The organism is Candidatus Colwellia aromaticivorans (assembly GCF_003333305.1).
Lineage (GTDB): Bacteria > Pseudomonadota > Gammaproteobacteria > Enterobacterales > Alteromonadaceae > Colwellia > Colwellia aromaticivorans.
In genome coordinates this window covers 16958-35613 of sequence record NZ_QOLD01000090.1, presented here as the reverse complement: position 1 = coordinate 35613, position 18656 = coordinate 16958, and the positions used below count along the sequence as shown (strand labels likewise).

At 35.8% G+C, this 18656-nt stretch carries 14 protein-coding genes and 1 tRNA gene; 8 read left to right on the top strand and 7 right to left on the bottom strand.

Translation table 11 applies throughout. From position 1 onward, the window contains the following. Positions 1-711 precede the first annotated feature (711 nt). The gene (locus DWA31_RS14655; RefSeq protein WP_114327324.1) at positions 712-1992 is read left to right on the top strand and encodes a cytochrome-c peroxidase; all 1281 of its coding nucleotides are present in this window, start codon (positions 712-714) and stop codon (positions 1990-1992) included. A 485-nt stretch (positions 1993-2477) separates the two neighbouring features. On the opposite strand, the gene DWA31_RS14650 is transcribed toward DWA31_RS14655, so the two are convergent. Next, positions 2478-6050, bottom strand: a complete 3573-nt coding sequence (locus DWA31_RS14650; protein ID WP_114327323.1) for an SIR2 family protein — start codon at positions 6048-6050, stop codon at positions 2478-2480. A 174-nt stretch (positions 6051-6224) separates the two neighbouring features. On the opposite strand from DWA31_RS14650, the gene DWA31_RS14645 reads away from it, so the two are divergent. The 6 genes from DWA31_RS14645 (at position 6225) to DWA31_RS14620 (ending at position 11698) form a co-directional block, all read left to right on the top strand. Continuing rightward, positions 6225-7409 carry a hypothetical protein gene (locus DWA31_RS14645; protein WP_114327322.1) on the top strand — a complete coding sequence of 395 codons (1185 nt, stop codon included), beginning with the start codon at positions 6225-6227 and terminating at the stop codon, positions 7407-7409. Beyond that, complete coding sequence (locus DWA31_RS14640; RefSeq protein WP_114327321.1) at positions 7400-8191, top strand: hypothetical protein; 792 nt, start codon at positions 7400-7402, stop codon at positions 8189-8191. The genes DWA31_RS14645 and DWA31_RS14640 overlap by 10 nt, the downstream gene beginning before the upstream one ends. 222 nt (positions 8192-8413) lie before the next feature. Next, entirely contained in the window at positions 8414-8611 is a 198-nt protein-coding gene (locus DWA31_RS14635; RefSeq protein ID WP_114327320.1) for an AlpA family transcriptional regulator, read from the top strand. Between the two features lie 99 nt (positions 8612-8710). Then, positions 8711-9142: a helix-turn-helix domain-containing protein gene (locus DWA31_RS14630; RefSeq protein ID WP_114327319.1), complete on the top strand. Its 432-nt coding sequence runs from the start codon at positions 8711-8713 to the stop codon at positions 9140-9142. Between the two features lie 48 nt (positions 9143-9190). Continuing rightward, on the top strand, positions 9191-10282 hold the full coding sequence (locus DWA31_RS14625) for a site-specific integrase (RefSeq protein WP_114327318.1): 1092 nt from the start codon (positions 9191-9193) through the stop codon (positions 10280-10282). 117 nt (positions 10283-10399) lie between these two features. Beyond that, entirely contained in the window at positions 10400-11698 is a 1299-nt protein-coding gene (locus DWA31_RS14620) for a hypothetical protein (protein WP_114327317.1), read from the top strand. Between the two features lie 137 nt (positions 11699-11835). Here DWA31_RS14620 and DWA31_RS14615 read toward each other — a convergent pair whose 3' ends face one another. The 6 genes from DWA31_RS14615 to fdxA form a co-directional block, all read right to left on the bottom strand. Further along, complete coding sequence (locus DWA31_RS14615) at positions 11836-13077, bottom strand: integrase domain-containing protein (protein WP_114327316.1); 1242 nt, start codon at positions 13075-13077, stop codon at positions 11836-11838. Positions 13078-13242: 165 nt separating this feature from the next. Further along, a tRNA-Val gene (locus tag DWA31_RS14610) sits at positions 13243-13319 on the bottom strand. 161 nt (positions 13320-13480) lie between these two features. Continuing rightward, on the bottom strand, positions 13481-14854 hold the full coding sequence (locus tag DWA31_RS14605; protein WP_114327315.1) for an MATE family efflux transporter: 1374 nt from the start codon (positions 14852-14854) through the stop codon (positions 13481-13483). 315 nt (positions 14855-15169) lie between these two features. After that, positions 15170-15376: a CPXCG motif-containing cysteine-rich protein gene (locus DWA31_RS14600; RefSeq protein WP_114327314.1), complete on the bottom strand. Its 207-nt coding sequence runs from the start codon at positions 15374-15376 to the stop codon at positions 15170-15172. Between the two features lie 116 nt (positions 15377-15492). After that, positions 15493-16401 carry a fructosamine kinase family protein gene (locus tag DWA31_RS14595; protein ID WP_114327313.1) on the bottom strand — a complete coding sequence of 303 codons (909 nt, stop codon included), beginning with the start codon at positions 16399-16401 and terminating at the stop codon, positions 15493-15495. 96 nt (positions 16402-16497) lie between these two features. Further along, complete coding sequence (fdxA, locus tag DWA31_RS14590; protein ID WP_114327312.1) at positions 16498-16827, bottom strand: ferredoxin FdxA; 330 nt, start codon at positions 16825-16827, stop codon at positions 16498-16500. Positions 16828-16969: 142 nt separating this feature from the next. Between fdxA and DWA31_RS14585 the strand changes: the two genes are divergently transcribed. Continuing rightward, a complete protein-coding gene (locus DWA31_RS14585; RefSeq protein WP_114327311.1) occupies positions 16970-18646 on the top strand; it encodes an NAD(P)/FAD-dependent oxidoreductase in 1677 nt (558 codons plus the stop codon). Positions 18647-18656: the final 10 nt, after the last annotated feature.

Here is an 18656-nt window from a genome sequence, read left to right as displayed (position 1 = left end):
AGGTTAGCGTCCCTTGGATACTTGAGGAGCCGGTGTTTGTCATGCTGATACTACTAACAAGGGGGGCTTCCGACCAATAGTGAGCTTGCGGCAGCATAGTTCAACTTACAATTTTTTAATCTGATTTAATTATTGCAACCAAACAACTTAGGTCACAATAATGTCAGATTTACTTTCCAACACTGTCACAGCGTTTGAGCAGTTTGTAATGAGTCCAATTGGTATTAGATGATCTTCAACACGCCAAACAATGCTGCCTAGCTCAGCACCAGTAATCTCCATATTATTTATAGTCTTTTACGACAACGATTTCCTTTGCCTTTACAGCCAAATAATTGTGCACTTTTTCAAGGCCATTTTCATCTCGTTGCCGCGGATAAAACTTCGCAATGAGATTATATTTCTACTACAGTTGTATAAAGAAGTATCTTAGCGTTTTTTATATCAATTAATATGTCATGGCTGATGTCAGTCGACATTTTGACTTTTACGTTTTGAAAGCCTGAGTGATTTGTTGCAGATAAGCGGTGCATTCTAAGTGCCTAGTTACTTCAATTATTCATTCTATAACGATGTAAAAAAGTAATCTTTTTCACGTATTAAAGATAAAAAAGGATCGTGATAATGAAAATACATATGATGTTGTTTTTTAATAAGATGCCCAAGTTCCTAGTTACAGGATTAGTTATATCGGGACTGAGCTTCAGTGTTATGGCTAAGCATTCGATCAAGCCATTATCCGATAAAGATTTTTATTTCAACGGACAACAATCTGCTGCGAAGGTTGAATTAGGCCGGCAGTTATTTTTTGATAAAATATTAAGTGGTAATCAAAATATTTCGTGTGCAACTTGTCATCACCCGATGGCAGCCACTGGTGATGGTGTATCCTTGCCTATTGGTGAAGGAGGGCGAGGGCTCGGTCCAACTAGGAGACAAGGCATGGGCGCAAGTGCCGCCACAGAAAGAGTACCTCGCAATGCACCCCATATTTTTAATCTTGGGTCAAAATCTTTTGATAAAATGTTTCATGATGGCCGAGTCGCAATAGATCTAGATTCTCCCAGCGGATTTTTATCGCCCGCAGCGGGTGATTTACCGGATGGTTTAGATAACGTTTTAGCGGTTCAGGCCATGTTTCCCGTAACCTCAGGGGCAGAAATGGCAGGGCAAGCGGGCGAGAATAATCAAGCGGATCTCGCCTCAATGAGCGATTTACTAGGGATTTGGCAGTTTATTGCCAACAAATTACAAGCGATACCTGAATATGTTAGCCTTTTTGAAGCCGCTTATAATGACATCAATAGCGCTGGTGACATTACTTATGTGCATGCTGCCAATGCCATAGCTGCCTTTGAAGCGGTCTCCTGGCGTTTTGATAATTCGCCTTTTGATCGCTATTTACGTGGCGATAAAAAAGCCCTGTCGCATAATCAGAAGAAAGGCATGAAATTGTTTTATGGCAAAGCGGGTTGTGGCTCCTGCCATTCAGGTGCTTTGCAATCAGATCAAGAGTTTCACGCGATTGCCATGCCACAATTAGGGCCTGGGAAAGGTGATGGTGTTTCAGGACATGACGATATTGGTCGTCAACGAGTCAGCAACGATGCAAATGATAAATATCAGTTTCGAACCCCGTCTTTACGTAATGTAGCGATTACTGCACCATACGGTCATGATGGCGCTTACAATACACTGCAAGGGGTCGTGGAACACCATTTATCACCAATTGACTCTTTGCAAGCATACGATACCTCGCAAGCTTTCTTACCTTTCATCACAGATGCAGATTTATCCGATTTCTTGGTGCATAACGATTTACTATCTCGGCAAGACCTTGCTGATGCCAATGAACTGGCGCCGACTAAGTTATCGGCTCGCCAAATTAATGAACTGATGGATTTTCTTTACTCCTTAACCGATCCCGCAGCATTAGATATGAGAATGGATATACCTAAACGATCGCCTAGTGGTTTAGCTGTCTTTGATTAGTTATCAGTAAACCATGTACTGACAAAACAAAAAAACCAACAGTTACGTTGGGTTTGATTAAATAGACATGCCTAAATTGACACTTACAAGATAACTAGGATCTATAACGGTTATCATCATCAAAGTTAATTGATGGTTCTTGTGGGTTCACTTTAGGCGCTGATTGTTGGTTTTGCCGCTGCGGGACTCGTTTGTGGCTTGTATCTATTTGTTTGTAATGTGTTTTATTGTTTCGTGTTTTTATCGGTACTACTTGTGGTACTACTAAAAGAAAAAATCACTATATCTTTTGATGTTTAAATTCTATGTTTTTTGCATTTTAGCTGTTTGGTAATGTTTACAAAAGTAATGGTTTTGGATAAAAGCGTAAATAACTATATAGCACTAAATTACACAGATACAGGGAAGGTATCAAATACTCTAAATATAAAACACATCAAACTATTTTAATGTGTTTTATAGGTAAGTAAGATAGTAATTAATATCTATGATACAAGTTCTTCTAATGCATTAAAGTCAGGTAATAGGTATTTTTGGGGGTTATATTCCAAGTCTGTCGGTGTTTCTAATTCATCAAAAAGGTACTCTAAATATCGATAATAGTGATTTTTAGTTAATTCATATCCAGTTTCATATATAACATCGTATTCTTTTAATTCATGCTTTTTGAGAAACTTGGAGTAGAAATAGATAGCTTCAACATAGTAATATTTTATATGTTTCAAATTTCTAATAGCCTGCTGATAATAATCGTTAGCCTTTTCTATATCAGTTTCACAGAATGCAAACATTAATTGTTTTAGACCTGAAGTATAAGGGTTAACAGCGACAAGTCGATTTATGTACTCACTGTTATAAGGTATTAGTTTAGCTTTAACATAGGATACTTGAACTTTTTCTAAATATGCCTTTTCATATATTTCTTCTAAATATTTATCAACGCCGCTGAGATCTAAATTATTCGTTATATATTGAAATTCAAAAAGGGGAAAGCCTCTTAATTTTTCATTTTTTATTTCTGTTATTCCTAACTCGTACGCTATAGACGCCTTAGTAAATTCAAAATGCTTATGACTCATTAGTACGTCATATATAAGTGCCTGATTCCCTTCCATTGAGTATAAATTTTGGCTTGATGAAAATATAAGCATATCTACTTCATTGCCTTTAATTAGTAATTTTAATTCACTTAAAGGCACTAATTCTTTAAGGTTTTCATAAGATTCTTGAAATTGACCATTGTAATAATTTGAGTATGCCATGGTGGTTTTGAATGCGATTAATTCATTATCGTAAAATAAATCTTCATTTTTTCCCAAAACCCTAATAAAGTTTGCTAAAGAACAAATCCCTTGGAATAAACTGCAAGAATTCTCTATGAAGTCTAATTTCTCAATGTTTGAATGAGTGTACTCCTTTAAATACGATAACGCTTTTAGGGTATTATTTTGGTTTTCTTCAAAATACTTTAAAGCAAAAGTTTCCCGCTTCACATTTTTATTCTTAATAAGGTTAGTTAGTGAATCTGTGATAAAGCAATTGTATTCGAATACAGAATCAAAAAAGTCTGGATTCTTCTCTGTTAAATTAAATTGTTTTTCGGCAAACCTTCCTATGATGGATTGTAGTTTTATAGTTCCATGGTTGTCCTCAATTAGTGACTTGTTTTGTAATTTTTTTATTATTTTGTCACTTATAATATTTTTATTAAAATCTTTATCTTTAGAGTGTCGAGATAGTTTTTTGAAGGTTTCCATATTTATGCCGTCAGGAAATAAAGATAGCTTTTCGAATGCCTTCTTTTCATTATCAAGTAACATACCGTAGGAATATAAAATTGAGCCATATAAAGATTTTTTTCTATCTATGTGTACATCACTTGCATTGTCAAATAAACTTATATCTTCTTCAGAGATATTAAAAAAATCTGTCTGCAATTGGTCACGTAAATCAGAGAATTCTTTAGTAGGCAATATATTTGAGGTGATTATTTTGATCGCCAAAGGGTTCTTATCTAATAACCGATCGACAATTTCATCACGTACTAAAATCATTTCTTTTTTCGATATTTTTCTTTTTTCTAAGTTATTAATGAAAAGGTCATACGCTTCATCTAAAGTCATCTGCCTTAAAGTATAAGGTATTTCACCGTCAATCTTTAAAAATTCACGAGAAGTTACAATGATGCTGGAAAATTCAGACATAAAACTTAAGAGGTCTAAAATATTTGTTTTATCTTCTAAATGAATTAAGGTTTCAAAATTATCCAAGATAATTAATCGAGATTTCTGATCGTGATTGTCTGTTAAATGTTGTTCAAGGTTTTGTGCTTGCTCTAAATTAAATACTGAAGAAATTTTGAATTTGAATTGCTCAAAGTTTAATAAATGTTCACAATCAATAAACTCTATCCCTCCTTTATACCTTCCTCTTTCAGCTAGTTTGATAGCTAAAATTTTAGAAATCGCTGTTTTACCAAGCCCGCCGCTTCCCTTTATAGTGATAAAGCCATTATCTTCTTCTAAGTTAGATATGTGGCGAGTTAAAGATATTAAATCTTCCTGCCTTCCCACATAGTGTTTTAGAATACTTTTATCAATACTCTTAGGTAATTTAGTTTCATTTTTTATTATTTTATTCGACTGCTTATTTTGAATTTTTGGGAGTATAAATTTTTCACAATTTAATACTTGCCCATAGTCAGCGTAATAATTGACATTATTTCTCTTAAATATTTGGAAATAGAATGTAGATAACTTTTTAAGCTTTGGATTTTCAATGGCGGGTAATATCAATAAGGGTAGTTTAATACCTTCTAATTTGGATTCATCGACAAGGTTATCTGTGAAAATGAATACTCCCTTTATACCATCAAGGTCTGAATCATTTTGTAAACTAATGAAATCAATTTTATCAAAACATGCATTATCATCTTCAATGAGTAAACGATTTTTTATTACTCTTGTGGCAATAAAAACGTAATCATAACAGGATAGTTCTTGCAAGTTATCTTCTGTGAGAGTTAAACAATCAATTGTGTATGGAAGTTTTCTTATCTCCTTAAAAATCGGGCAGTAATCAATATTTTGACCAAATGGGTTAGCAGATAAAAACGCTATTTTGGACTCAAGTTGTAAATCAATTATTTCTTCTTGAATTGAAGGAAGCACAGCAGAAGCAACAGCATCATTTTTAATATGTGCTGCCATTTCATTTATTTTAGCTACAAGAGGGTCACCATAACCATCAAAAGTAACTGTTTTTATATTAGTATCTTTGAGCTTTTCTTGTATAGCGCTTTCATTTGATTTCTTGACCAATGCAAAGTGAGGTGTTGTATTACCTGAGAATAGTTCATTCTGCTTGTTTATTTCAGCCAATAGTTCAGCATCATCTAGACTACAACCAATAAACAGTAAACTACGTGTAACAGCTATATTTTTTAATATGCTTAAAGCTGCATTAAATTCTACCTTAGACTCTTCAGATGTTGGATAGAGTTTAGAGTATCCTGCAGGTGTTAAAATTAGGTTTGCAGTATCATCTATATGTCCGTGTAAGTGCCATACAATAGGTTTATCTCGAGTATTCAACATATTAGCTAAATTTGCATGGTCGGTATTTTTTAATATGGATACTTGGGCTGACTCCCCAGGATAAGCCCACTGTAAAATCTTGTCATAATTAAGTGTTATTATTTCGTTACTTAAACTCCAAATAGCTTTTGGTAGTTCTGAGCTTGTTTTGTCTAAATCATCTAAGTTAGGATCAAAACTTTCAGTTATAAATTTGTGCCATAAGCCTTTATCTAATCCTTTATGGGCATATTTAGCTGCTTCATGGTAATCCTTGCCTTGCAGGAAAAGCTCTATTAAACCTGAATTTATGTCATCATTTTCAGCTTTTAATTTATCAGCAGCACTTTGCAGTAACCCACCCCAGCTAGGGAAAACTTGCCCCCCATCTTTATTGTTTATTGACATCGAAACACCAGCGCCAACTAAGGGTAAAATATTTTTACTTGAAAGAGCTTCAATCAAAGAGTTTGGTAATGACATAAACTAGAAACCTACATGCAACCATATGAAATTTAATGTGAAATATAATACCACTTAATATAGGGATATTCATTTAAAACTTTCTCCTATGCAGGGCTATAAGGTTTTACAATATCTAATTTATTTATGATAGTGTTGCTATTACATTAAAATAATAAGACGAGGTATTAGCTCATGAGTGAGCAGTACTCTCATAGAAAGTTTTTTAGAAAAGTATCTAATAATTTTTTAATGGATTACTTTGATAAAAAAAATATAAATTTCCCTATAGATCTTTATGCTCTGGAAGATAATGATGTTGATCCCGTTTTTGAAGCTTTCCTCAAACTTGAAGATGACATTAGACACCAAATGGAATCCGACTTTCAAAGTATTCATGCGCTTGCCACCGATGGCGGTATCATCGCATTAACCGATGAAGCTATAGAGTTTGAAAATATTGGATTTCTTAATAAAATATCGTCAATCTGGGGGTTACATAATAAGGCTATGTGGGCTTTTTTAGATAGCCCTGAGTATTGGCAAGCAGCAGCCACATTTTTTCAAGCAAGTAATATCCCCTCAACATCATGGAAAGTTATCAAAGATTTACCGCGATTGCGTGACCCGTTTAAAAAAATTGATATAGCTCTATTATCCAAAGCAATAGGGGAATATTTCTTTACTAAAGAAGGTAGAGGGAAGCGGTGTAAAATTGAACACTATAGTCGCGGTAAGCTTGAATACTTTTGCGCATTTCCAGAAGATTTCGCAAAGTCAGAAACAGAGTGGATAAGTGACAACTTGCATGAATTACCTCATACCATGGCATTTGAAATTGTATTTGTTTACTGTCCAGATAACTGCACTTTAGAACTTTATGCTAAAAACAATGCTAAAAATATTCCGCAATTACAGAGACTTTTTGTTGAATATATTATAAAAGAAAAACTCACACACTTTACCCCCGTATTTGAAAATAGAGTTTATGTACTGGAAACCATTCTTGAAGCTAACTTTGAGTTTGTTCTTCCTGAAGGTAGAGGGATCTTTATGGCACAAATACTTAGAGCTCGCTCAACGTCTTTGATAAACCCTAAGAGCCATATAATAGTAGAGGAATGTCCCAACCAGAATAAACATGCAGTTCACGAAAAGCTTTCAGTACTGAAATTGGATAATAGGTATATTAGTGAGGTAACGGTGAAAGTTTCGTTTATCCCCAGACCTAATAAGCCGAACCAAACGAGGATATTTACAATATCTTCACCAGATAAGTGTAATTTAGGTCATTACGGTGATGATTTAATTATTCGAGAAATGTTAACTTTGTCAGGAATTGAGCCACAACCTATAAACTTGAGCTTACCATGCATATAGAGCAAGTTTTAATCTTACTAATTAATTCGCTATCGCTTAAGCAAAACAAAATTGTTTTACCTTGGGCAGCTGTAAAATTATGGCAAGATTCAGTACTTGAAATACTACTTGAAAATGGCCTGTTAACGAAAATTAGTAAAGCTAAAAATATTCAATGCCAAGCCTGCGAAAACCATTGCAATGTAGATGTAATACCGCACCAATATCCATCTACAACTCGTTATTATGCTGCTTGTGATGATCCATTTATGCATGAACAAATGGGGAGAATGACAGTACCCCCAAAGCAGCTTAGCCAGTGGAAAATAAGTATTAAGAAATTAGCGGTACTTATTGCTGATTTATTGGGTTTATCTTGTGATATTAGCTACAAAGCTGATCAAAAGAGTATTGTATTAGGCACATTAAAAAGTAAAGCAGGTCGTAAAAGTGTTGTACTAAATGTAGAACCGTTATCAATAATTATTAATCAAAGCGTATTACCCGTTAATGAGCTTTTGTTTTTTGAAGATAATAAGCTCGCGTTAGATAAAGATAAAATTGATCATGCACTAAACCTTAAACAATCACCATCTGCTAAAACTTACCAAGCGAATACCGATAAAAAAGAACAGCGAAAAGCTAATACTTTGGCTATGCACCAAAGCTGGCAAGATGAAGCAATTAAGCTTAAAGGTAAACGACCAAACATGCCTAAAACATGGATTTCACAACAAATAGCTAAGCTGCCAATTTCACAAGGTAAAAGTGCAGAAACCATTAGAAAAAACATACAAATATAAAGAAAGTTGGGCGGAAACTTTTCGCCCAGAATGTCACATCTAATTCATTGTTTTTTTTACTGTTTAAATTCCAACAAAAAAACACCTCTAATTTTCATTCTTTTCCTCTCTAATAATATCAATAGGTTAGCATTATGCGCTTGTCATGGTATATGCCTTTTATCGCCCAAATCGCCCACTTAATCTTTAACTCGTTCCTACAAACAACTAAGAGATTTAAATATGTCTAACAAGATCATTCGCTTACCAGCGGTTAAAGAAAAAACAGGTTTATCACGCAGCAGCATTTACTTACGTATGACTAAAAATGATTTTCCTAAAAGTATTTCATTAGGTGATAGGGCTATTGGCTGGCTTGAAAGCGATATAGAGCAATGGCTAGAAGATAAAATAGCCGCAAGTAAAAGTGCAGGGGCTTAAATATGAAACACCTGAACTTAGTATTACTTAAAACTGTGCGGTGTCTGCAATGTATACCGTTAGAACTGTATTTTTTAATCATTATTGTCTGGGGGATTTATGGCTAAACGATATAACCCGAATAAGTGCAAAATAAACCGTAATTATTCTATTAGTGAAATAGCCTTACTTTATCAGGTGCATAAAAGCACTGTTAAAACATGGCTACGAAGAGGATTGAAACGCATTGATAACCAGCGTCCGTACATCATTTTAGGTAGTGATTTAAAGCAGTTTATTAAAGATCTTCGAGGTATCAATAAGCGCCCTTGTGAGTTAGGTGAAATTTATTGTATGAAGTGTAGAGAGCCTAGAACGCCAGAGCAAGGTTCAACTGTTTTTGAGACCGAAACATCAAGATATGGTCGGATAAAAGCTAACTGCAATGTATGTAATTCAGCGATGAATAGATACTTCCGATTAGCTGATTTAGCCGTATTACAGCGACATTTCGCGGTGATCTTACCGTTGCAACAAAAACGATTAGGTTAGTTGTTTAACTTCCTCGTAAACAGTCCTTTAAATAGTTGAGGTATCAGTATGTCAAACCACAATATAAATAACGAAAGAATGAAACGTAAATATTTTACTTTTATGAAAGAAGCAAAGCGCCATAGTGAGGCATCAATTGATTGTATTGCAAAAGCTATAAATCGTTTTGAAAAGTACAATAAATTTAAAGATTTTAAAGCCTTTCACTTTAATCAGGCGGTAGGTTTTAAGAATAACTTACTCACACAAACAAGTTTAAAAACAGGTGATAAATTAAGTAAATCTACGATCAACGGTACATGTAACCATTTAAAGGTTTTCTTTCAATGGCTGGCGCAACAAACAGGTTATAAATCACGGTTTAATTATACCGATGCGGATTACTTTAACTTGTCAGAAAAAGATACGCGCATTGCTGGCGCTAAACGAAAAAAGCCAGTGGCAACATTAGAGCAAATAATTCATGTGCTAAATGATATGCCTAGCACAACCGATATAGAAAAACGGAATAGGGCATTAATGGCATTTACCTTATTAACAGGTGCAAGAGATACGGCAATAACATCATTTAAAATTAAGCATGTTGATTTAACCACTGGCTCAGTGTTTCAAGATGCTAGGGAGGTCAAAACCAAATTTAGTAAAACCTTTACTACTTACTTTTTTCCTGTGGGTGAGTTGCCTGTTCAGATATTAACTGAGTGGTTAGAACACTTAAAAACAGAGCTGTTATTTAGTCATGACGATCCGCTATTTCCAAAAACCAAAGTAGCCAATACCAAAGATAAAAAGTTTAGTGCCTGCGGTGTATTAAAAGAGCATTGGTCAACAGCACACCCAATACGTGAATTATTCAAACGTGCTTTTACAAAAGCAGGGCTGCAATATTTTAACCCGCACAGCTTTAGAGATACTTTAGTTCGATTAGGTGAGCAATTATGCCAAAGTCCTGAAGAATTCAAAGCATGGAGCCAAAACTTAGGGCATCAAGCTGTTTTAACGACTCTTTATAGCTATGGTGATGTACCTGATTACCGACAAGCAGAGTTGCTTAAAAAGCTGAGTCAACCAAGAGCAGAGCAAAGCCAAGATATGCAGGCGGCAATTGAAGCGACCATTAAGAAAATGCTGGATAAATAAATAATTTATATATACATTATTCATAAATAAATTGTTTATTATACTTTGCAAAAATATAAAACTAAAATATTTTTCGTAAATGAAAATCATTAACTATAACAGAAGAAGAGGGATCTTATGAGTCAAAACCAGATTACGGTCTTAGCGCCAGATGGAAATACCGAAATTGTTCCGATAATGGAACGAGTATTAATGTCGGTTCGAGAAGAGTTAAGGGATGACCCCTATATAATTGAAGCAGTTAAGGTACTTCAAGTGGGAGGTTATAGAAGCTCTATAGGTTCATTTTGGAATGCTGTAGTGGATGATTTAAGAAATAAAATTATTTTTCGCAGCGTTAGCCTTTTTAATAAATCAGTAGAACTTGGGCGAAAAGTTGAATCATATGAAGATTTTCAAAATTTTGTTAATGATGATCAGTTAATTGATGGGGCATATCAAATTGGTGTTATTGGCTGGGAAGCTAGTAAAGTTTTAAAACACTCCAAAGAAACTCGTCATATTTTTTCTGGGCACCCTAAAAGCAGTGATCCATCAATAATCAAAGTATTAGCTATGATGGATGATTGTATAAAATATGTACTTAATACCGAATATCCAGCTCAAATAATAGATGTAAATGAGTATGTATCTACTCTTGCAGAAGAAACATTTGATAGAAATGTAATTTCGATTGAAAGTGCTTTGGGTGATCTACCAGAAATTTATAAAAAAGAACTTTCAAATCGATTATATTCTTCATATATACACCCTCAATCGACAAGTGTACTTCGTTCAAATATCGAGTTTGTGGCGCCTATATTATGGCGTGTACTGCCAAAGTCAATTAAACTTCAAGTAGCGAGGCGGGTAGATCAAGAAATACAAAAAGGTAATTCAGAAATAACACAATCAGCTTTTAGTTTTATAGAATTAGTAAAAAACCAAGGTTATCTTTCAGTTGTTTCTCGTCGGTATCAAACAGAACCTTTGGTTAAAGAGTTAACAAAATCATTTGATGATTTTCCTAACGAGAATATGTCTGTTAAGGCATTAGTCCCATATGCAAGTTTAATTCCTGAAGGGTTGATGGCTGAATACGTTCTTTCATTGACTAAAACATATATAGGCAGAATGGGATCAAGTGCAAGATGGAATAGAACTGATTTTTTTGCTGATGGCGCAGCAATGTATATTCCAGATATGTTTAAATCTTTTGATGATCATGCAGCTAATTATTTTATTGAAGGCATCAAACAGAATGAGTTATTAAATCATCGTATTCGTTCTCCTGCAAAGTTAAGACGGTTGAGAGTGTTAGGAAATATAGTTCTAGAAAAGGTGTCTGAAGCATTTCAAGACAAGCGCTTTCTTCAAGCATTGTCTGATGAAAAAAAAGAAGAAGAATTTTTTGATTTAGTACGCAATAAGGCTTAGTTTGAAACATGAATAAACAGCCTAAAGTCACCTCATAAAATAAGGTGACTTTCATTATTAGGAGTGCCGAGCAAATAAAATGATGAATAAACCTCTTATTTCAGAGGTTGTTAGGCGGTTATTTGAGTATTAATTGCTTAAACAATATTCAAATGCTTAATATTATCTTCAATGTTAACTTTTCCCGTTTCGGCATTTTCAATATGTTGTGACCACCAGCACATTAACACTCGCCTACGCTCAAGGTATTCAGCACGATTATAAGCGCGCCTTACTTCGTTTTTATCTACATGGGCAAGGGCTGCTTCAATAACGTCAGGATCATGGCCTTGTTCATTTAATGTGGTACTAGCTAAAGCGCGTAGACCATGAGCCACTAACCTATTTTTATAACCCATGCGGCTTAGCGCCTTATTTGCTGATTCAACATTACAATGTTTATGATGATTGATATAAGAAGGGAATAGGTGTGTTCTGTCACCGCTTAGCGGTTTTAACCGGACTAATATTTCAATTGCTTGTGGTGATAGTGGTACTTTATGCTCTAATCGCATTTTCATGCGTTCCGCAGGAATAACCCACAATTTATTTTCTAAATCAATTTCTGACCACTCAGCTTTAGCGCTTTCGCTAGGTCGGGTCATGGTATGCAATTGCCATTCAAGTAAACATCGAGTGACTAACTTAATGCTGGCGTAGCTTATATCACTCATGAGCTTACCTAATTCATTGGGTCTAATAGTTGCCATGTTTGTTACTTTAGGGGCTTGAAATGCGCTGCGGATACCCGACAAAGGGTTATGATGTAATATCCCCGTATTAACCGCATGAGTCATTACATTGTTTAAATGACCGATGATCTTTCCTGTAGTTTCTAAATTACCTTTAGCGGATAAGGGTTTTAATGCCTCAATAGCTTCAGGCGCTAAGATCTTATCAATAGGGCGGTGGCCAAGCTTGGGGAATACGTGATTTTCAAACTTGCGCCATAGGCTTTTAGCGGTATTTTCTGCAATGGTAGTTTGCTTTATAGCAAACCAATCAGTCGCTACACTTTTAAAGGTATTGCTGGCGGAAAGTAATTGTTCACGGTGTTTATCGTCTTTATGCTCTTTGGGATCAATATCTTTAGCTAAAAGCTCTCTTGCGGCCACACGCTTTTTTCTGGCTTCAGCTAAAGAAACTTCAGGGTAAGCACCAAAACCAATGCTAGTACGTGATTTTGTGTGGGGTTTATAGTAATCAAATATCCACGTTTTAAAACCATTCGGCTTTACTCTTAGCAGTAAACCGCCACCATCACTAAGCTTATAAACCTTTTCTTTTGCCTTTGCTTGTTTTACTTCTGTATTGGTTAGTGGTTTTGTTAATTTTGCCATTTTGGAGTACCGCAAGTTGATAGATTTGTCTGGTACTCCTAAAAGTACTCCTAAAAAGTGAGGATGTCACGGAACCGTATGAAATAGCTTTAGACATAAAAAAACCCGTAAAACCTTTGGTTATGGGCTTTACGGGTTCTTTTAGAGGGTTATTAAACCCTAATTTGGTGCTCGCTGCGGGACTCGAACCTGCGACACCTTGCATGTCATGCAAGTACTCTAACCAACTGAGCTAAGCGAGCATAATTTACTTGGTAATTATTACCCGTTGAATTATTCAACGGGGCTATGTTAGCTTTCAACTATCTTGCTTGCAAGTGCTTTTACCTAAATAGGCAGAAACTTAGTTTGATTGCTTGTTTTTACAGCAGCAAAGCGAATAAAAACTACTGTAGCATTAATTCTAAGTGGCTGTTGCATAGGTATTCGCTACCCGCTTTTGAATTACGTTTAAGCGCCAAGCAAGTAAAATTGCTGCGGTAGTTAAACCGGTGATAAACCCAATCCAAAATCCATAAGCGCCAATTCTAGGAATAATCCAGTCAGTAACTCCTAAAATTAAACCAACAGTTAAACCTACTAACCAATAGGAAACAAAGGTAATGTATAAAATAGCCTTAGTGTCTTTATATCCCCTAAGCGCTCCAGCAGAAACAACCTGTACAGTATCTGAGAATTGATATAAAGATGCCAGTAACATTAGGTTTGCAGCCAACGCAATAACAGGGACTTCGGTGGTGTAAATTCCAGCAATGTATTCTCTAAAAACAACCGAAATTGTTGCTGTAAATAGTGCCAGTATTAAGCCTAGAATAATGGAGTAAAGCGTATAGTCTTTTGCTTGCTGAGGGTTTCTATGGCCAATTGCATAGCCAACCTTTATGGTAGTTGCCATGGCAAGGCTCAGTGGCACCATAAATATTAGTCCGGTAAAATTAAGTGCTATTTGATGGCTTGCGACAACTTCAGCGCCAAAGGGCACCAAAATAATGGCGACGATAGCAAATAAACTTACTTCAAAAAGTAATGATAGTGCGATTGGAATACCTAATAGTAGAATGTTTTTAATTTCAGCTAAGTTAGGCCAGTAGAACTTTTCAAAAAGAGACGCTTTTTTTAATATTTTTGATCTATAAGTATAAATGACCATACTGATAAACATAGCCCAGTAAACTATTGCTGTCGCTATTCCACAACCAGCACCACCTAAGGAAGGGACACCAAATTCACCATAAATAAAAATATAATTCGCTGGAATGTTAATTACTAAACCAATGATGCTTATTATCATTGTTGGTTTAGTATATGACAATCCTTCGGAGTAATTTCTCAGCACAAGGTAGAGACAATAACCGGGTGCGCCCCAAACAATGTACTGTAAATAATCAAATAATAAAGGCTTTAAGTTACCCTCTAATTCTATGCGGGGGTAAATTATCGGTGCAATAATATAATAAAGACCGATAATTGATAAACCTAACGTTAGCGCTATCCATGCGGTTTGATAGGTTTGCTCGCTAATAGCACTGTAGTTTTTTGCGCCAGCAAGTTGGGAAACAATGGCGGCAAGCGCCATGATCAAACCATAAACCGTCAATATTAATGGCAACCAAATGCTATTTGCTACGGCAACAGCGGCCATATCGATAGAACTAACACGTCCAGCCATTACAATATCAACAAAGCCCATTAAATTTTGAATTAACTGGGCAATTAAAATAGGGTAGGCGAGTTTAAGTAAACTTCTTGTATGGATGGAAAAAGAGGCAAAGTTCATTAGACTGAAAGAATCAAAGAGAATATACGAAGCGCCATGTTATTGAATAAGTACTGTTCAAGCAAGGCTTAACTTATACCAATTACAATAACCAAGTGCTCATTTTTAAATGGCTTAAATATCCAATAACAGCGTTGCTTTCAATCCCAATAGCCAGCTATTACTCAATCAAGCGCCTTGCTTACATGGATGTAGATACTTAGGTTTTGTCTGGAACTAAAAACCTGTGTTCTTGAAAATTTATTCTCATTGAATTCTGTAACCTTAATTAATGTAAATGGTATTAGAGGTATAAATTATGGTCTGCATGTGAGTTTAAAAAATTTGTTCGTCATCACTATCAATGGCTAGTTGTATTTTTTGATGATATTCATCAATGTGTAGTTGATAATGAATTTCTTTACAGCAAGCAGGGCATTCATCGTAATAATTTTGATCGCCACCAGATGAGTCAATGGCTACCCTTATATGGTGTCCACAGTGGGGGCACTCAATGCGTTTTTCGCTAATATTTTTGGTCATAAAGTTTACCAATAATTTAAATATTAATTTACAAGTTTATTCGTTAAATAAGTATGGTGTGTTTGAGTTAAACTTCCACCTTTAAGTGTTAATTATTATCATTATGTTGATCTCAATCAGTGAACTGTCATAGATATAATACGAGATAGTGTCGCTTTCGCTTGTTCTATGTATATGCCACCGAATATATTGGCGTGATTGAGAATATGATAAAAGTTATATACAATTTTTCGCCGTTCATAGCCATCATCAAGCGGGTACTCTGCTTGATAACCATGGTAAAAGTCATCGGGGAATTGGCCAAATAATTCGGTCATGGCAACATCTACTTCTCGATCACCATAGTAACAAGCCGGGTCAAATATCATGCCTTGTTCAAAAGTAAAACCAGTATTGCCTTGCCATAAGTCACCATGCACTAAGCAAGGTGTTACATAGTGGTGTAATAAAACGTCATGACAGATTTTAGCGATGTGCTCTATGTTGCCGAGAATCACTGATTTTTCAGAAAGTAGTTGTAGCTGCCATGCAATGCGTTGCTGTGAGAAAAATGTAGTCCAATTACTGCTCCAATGGTTTGGTTGAATAGTGTTACCAATAAAATTGTCATGTTGCCAGCCGAATTGACCATGAGAGGTTTCTTGATGCATTTGAGCTAATTGTTGCCCGAGCTGGTACCAAAGTACAGGTCTTGCCTTACTGAAATTTATATAATCAAGTACTAAAAAACTCTTGTCTAAACTAAGACCGATAGTCGTCACATCAGGACAAGCAATATGAGTTAACTGTTTTAATTGTTTTAGTGAATAGGCTTCAGCCTGAAAGTTAATTAAATTTTCTTTACTATTTAATTTAACAAAAAAGCTGCGTTTAATATCTGATATTTTAAAAGAAAGGTTCAGTGGTTGATCATTAGCATCGACAAGATTACCGCTAGAAAGACCAGCAGATAATGAATTTTTTTCTTCAATTTTAAACGGCACACCTGTCTCAGCACTAATTGCTTGTTCAATAAGATGCCACATAATAATCACCAATGTTTGAAAGGTTTTTCCCAAAACATAGGTGAAGTATAGCTGTTTTTATGTAAACTGCTTATAGGGCTATAACTCTTATTTTGATTATTCGTCAATCACAAGGTGTTTCAATTTATTAGGAATGTTATCCCATTTTTTCGCATCTTCAGGAGGGGCTTTAACTTCAGTAATTCTTGGCCATATTTGGGCAAGTTCAGCATTTAACGCAATGAACTCTTTTTGATTATCAGGAACATCATCTTCTTGGTAAATAGCACCCACAGGGCATTCAACAGGGCATAAATCACAGTCAATACAATCATCGGGGCTTATCACTAAAAAATTAGGCCCCTCAAAAAAGGCTTCTGCTGGACACACTGACACGCAGTCGGTGTATTTACAGCGAATGCAATTGTCGGTAACAACAAAGGTCATGTTTGACTCTATAGAAGGTAAGTAATGTTGGCGATCATACCTTTCTTTTCGTTAAATTCAATCTCTTGTTTTAACTGAGCATAACTATCAGGTAAAATAGCGTCAGATTTTATCACTCTTCTTAATTTTTGGATTTCAAACCATGTTGCGCCTAACCGATATTAAATTACCGTTGAATCACCAAGCTGATGCCATTGAGCAAGCAATACTTAAAAAACTGGCGATAACTAAAGACCAATTAGTTGACTTTAGCATTTTTAAACGTGGTTATGATGCGCGTAAAAAAAATAAGATTTTGCTTATTTATACGCTCGATATTAGTACTAACATAGATGAACAGTTATTAGAGACACTTAGCAAAGACCCTCATGTAAAACTAACACCCAATATGGAATATAACTTTGTAGCGAGTGCACCACAGCAAATAAAGCAACGCCCAGTAGTGATTGGTATGGGACCCTGCGGTTTATTTGTCGGTTTAGTACTAGCGCAAATGGGTTTTAAACCTATTGTGTTGGAACGAGGTAAAGAAGTACGTGAACGTACTAAAGACACTTTCGGATTCTGGCGTAAAAAAATATTGAATACTGAGTCAAATGTTCAATTTGGAGAGGGCGGCGCAGGCACTTTTTCTGATGGTAAACTTTATAGCCAAGTTAAAGATCCTAAACATTATAGTCGTAAAGTGCTAAATGAATTTGTTGAAGCAGGTGCTCCAGCAGAAATATTATTTGTTAGTAAGCCACATATAGGTACTTTTAAATTAGTGACTATGGTCGAAAAAATGCGAGCGAAAATTTTTGAGTTAGGTGGCGAAGTTCGTTTTGAACAAAGAGTTGAAAAAATACATTTTGAAAATGATGACACAGTCTCATTTGATGAAGATGCACTCGCAGGCTTTAGCGCCAAACAAGTTACTGGTTTAACCCTTGCTAGTGGTGAACATCTTGAAACAAGTCATATTGCCTTAGCGATAGGTCATAGTGCGCGTGATACCTTTAAAATGCTCCATGAAGAAGGTGTTTATATCAAAGCTAAGCCATTTTCAGTTGGCTTTCGTATAGAGCATGAACAGTCGGTTATTGATGAGGCTCGTTTTGGTCAAAATGCGGGCAATGAAATATTAGGCGCAGCAGATTATAAGTTAGTGCATCATTGTAGTAATGGTCGCTCTGTTTATAGCTTTTGTATGTGCCCTGGCGGTACTGTTGTGGCCGCAGCATCAGAGGAAGGGCATTTAGTGACTAACGGTATGAGCCAATATTCACGACATGAACGTAATGCCAATAGTGCGATTGTTGTCGGTATTGAGCCGAAAGATTTTACCCAAGGTAAATTTGCCGCAAAAGATGATTCGGTTCTCGCTGGCATTGAATTTCAACGTCGACTAGAACAACAAGCTTTTCATATGGGTGGCGCAACGTATGATGCTCCAGTGCAATTGGTTGGTGATTTTCTAGCGGGAAGAAAAAGTGGTGAGCACGGTAGTGTTACGCCATCGTATAAACCGGGCGTAACGTATTGTGATTTAAGTGATGCATTGCCGGATTATGCTGTTACCGCCATTCGAGAGGCTTTACCTGCATTTGAGAAAAAGGTTAAAGGCTTTTCTATGAGTGAAGCGACGTTAACCGCAGTAGAAACGCGTACATCATCCCCTATTCAAATAACACGTGATAGAGAAACATTACAAAGCCTAAATGCCAAAGGCTTATACCCAGCCGGTGAAGGCGCGGGTTATGCAGGAGGTATTTTATCGGCAGGCATTGACGGTATTAAAATCGCTGAAGCGATGGCGTTGTCAATGTTAAAGGAGTAACGGGTAGTAA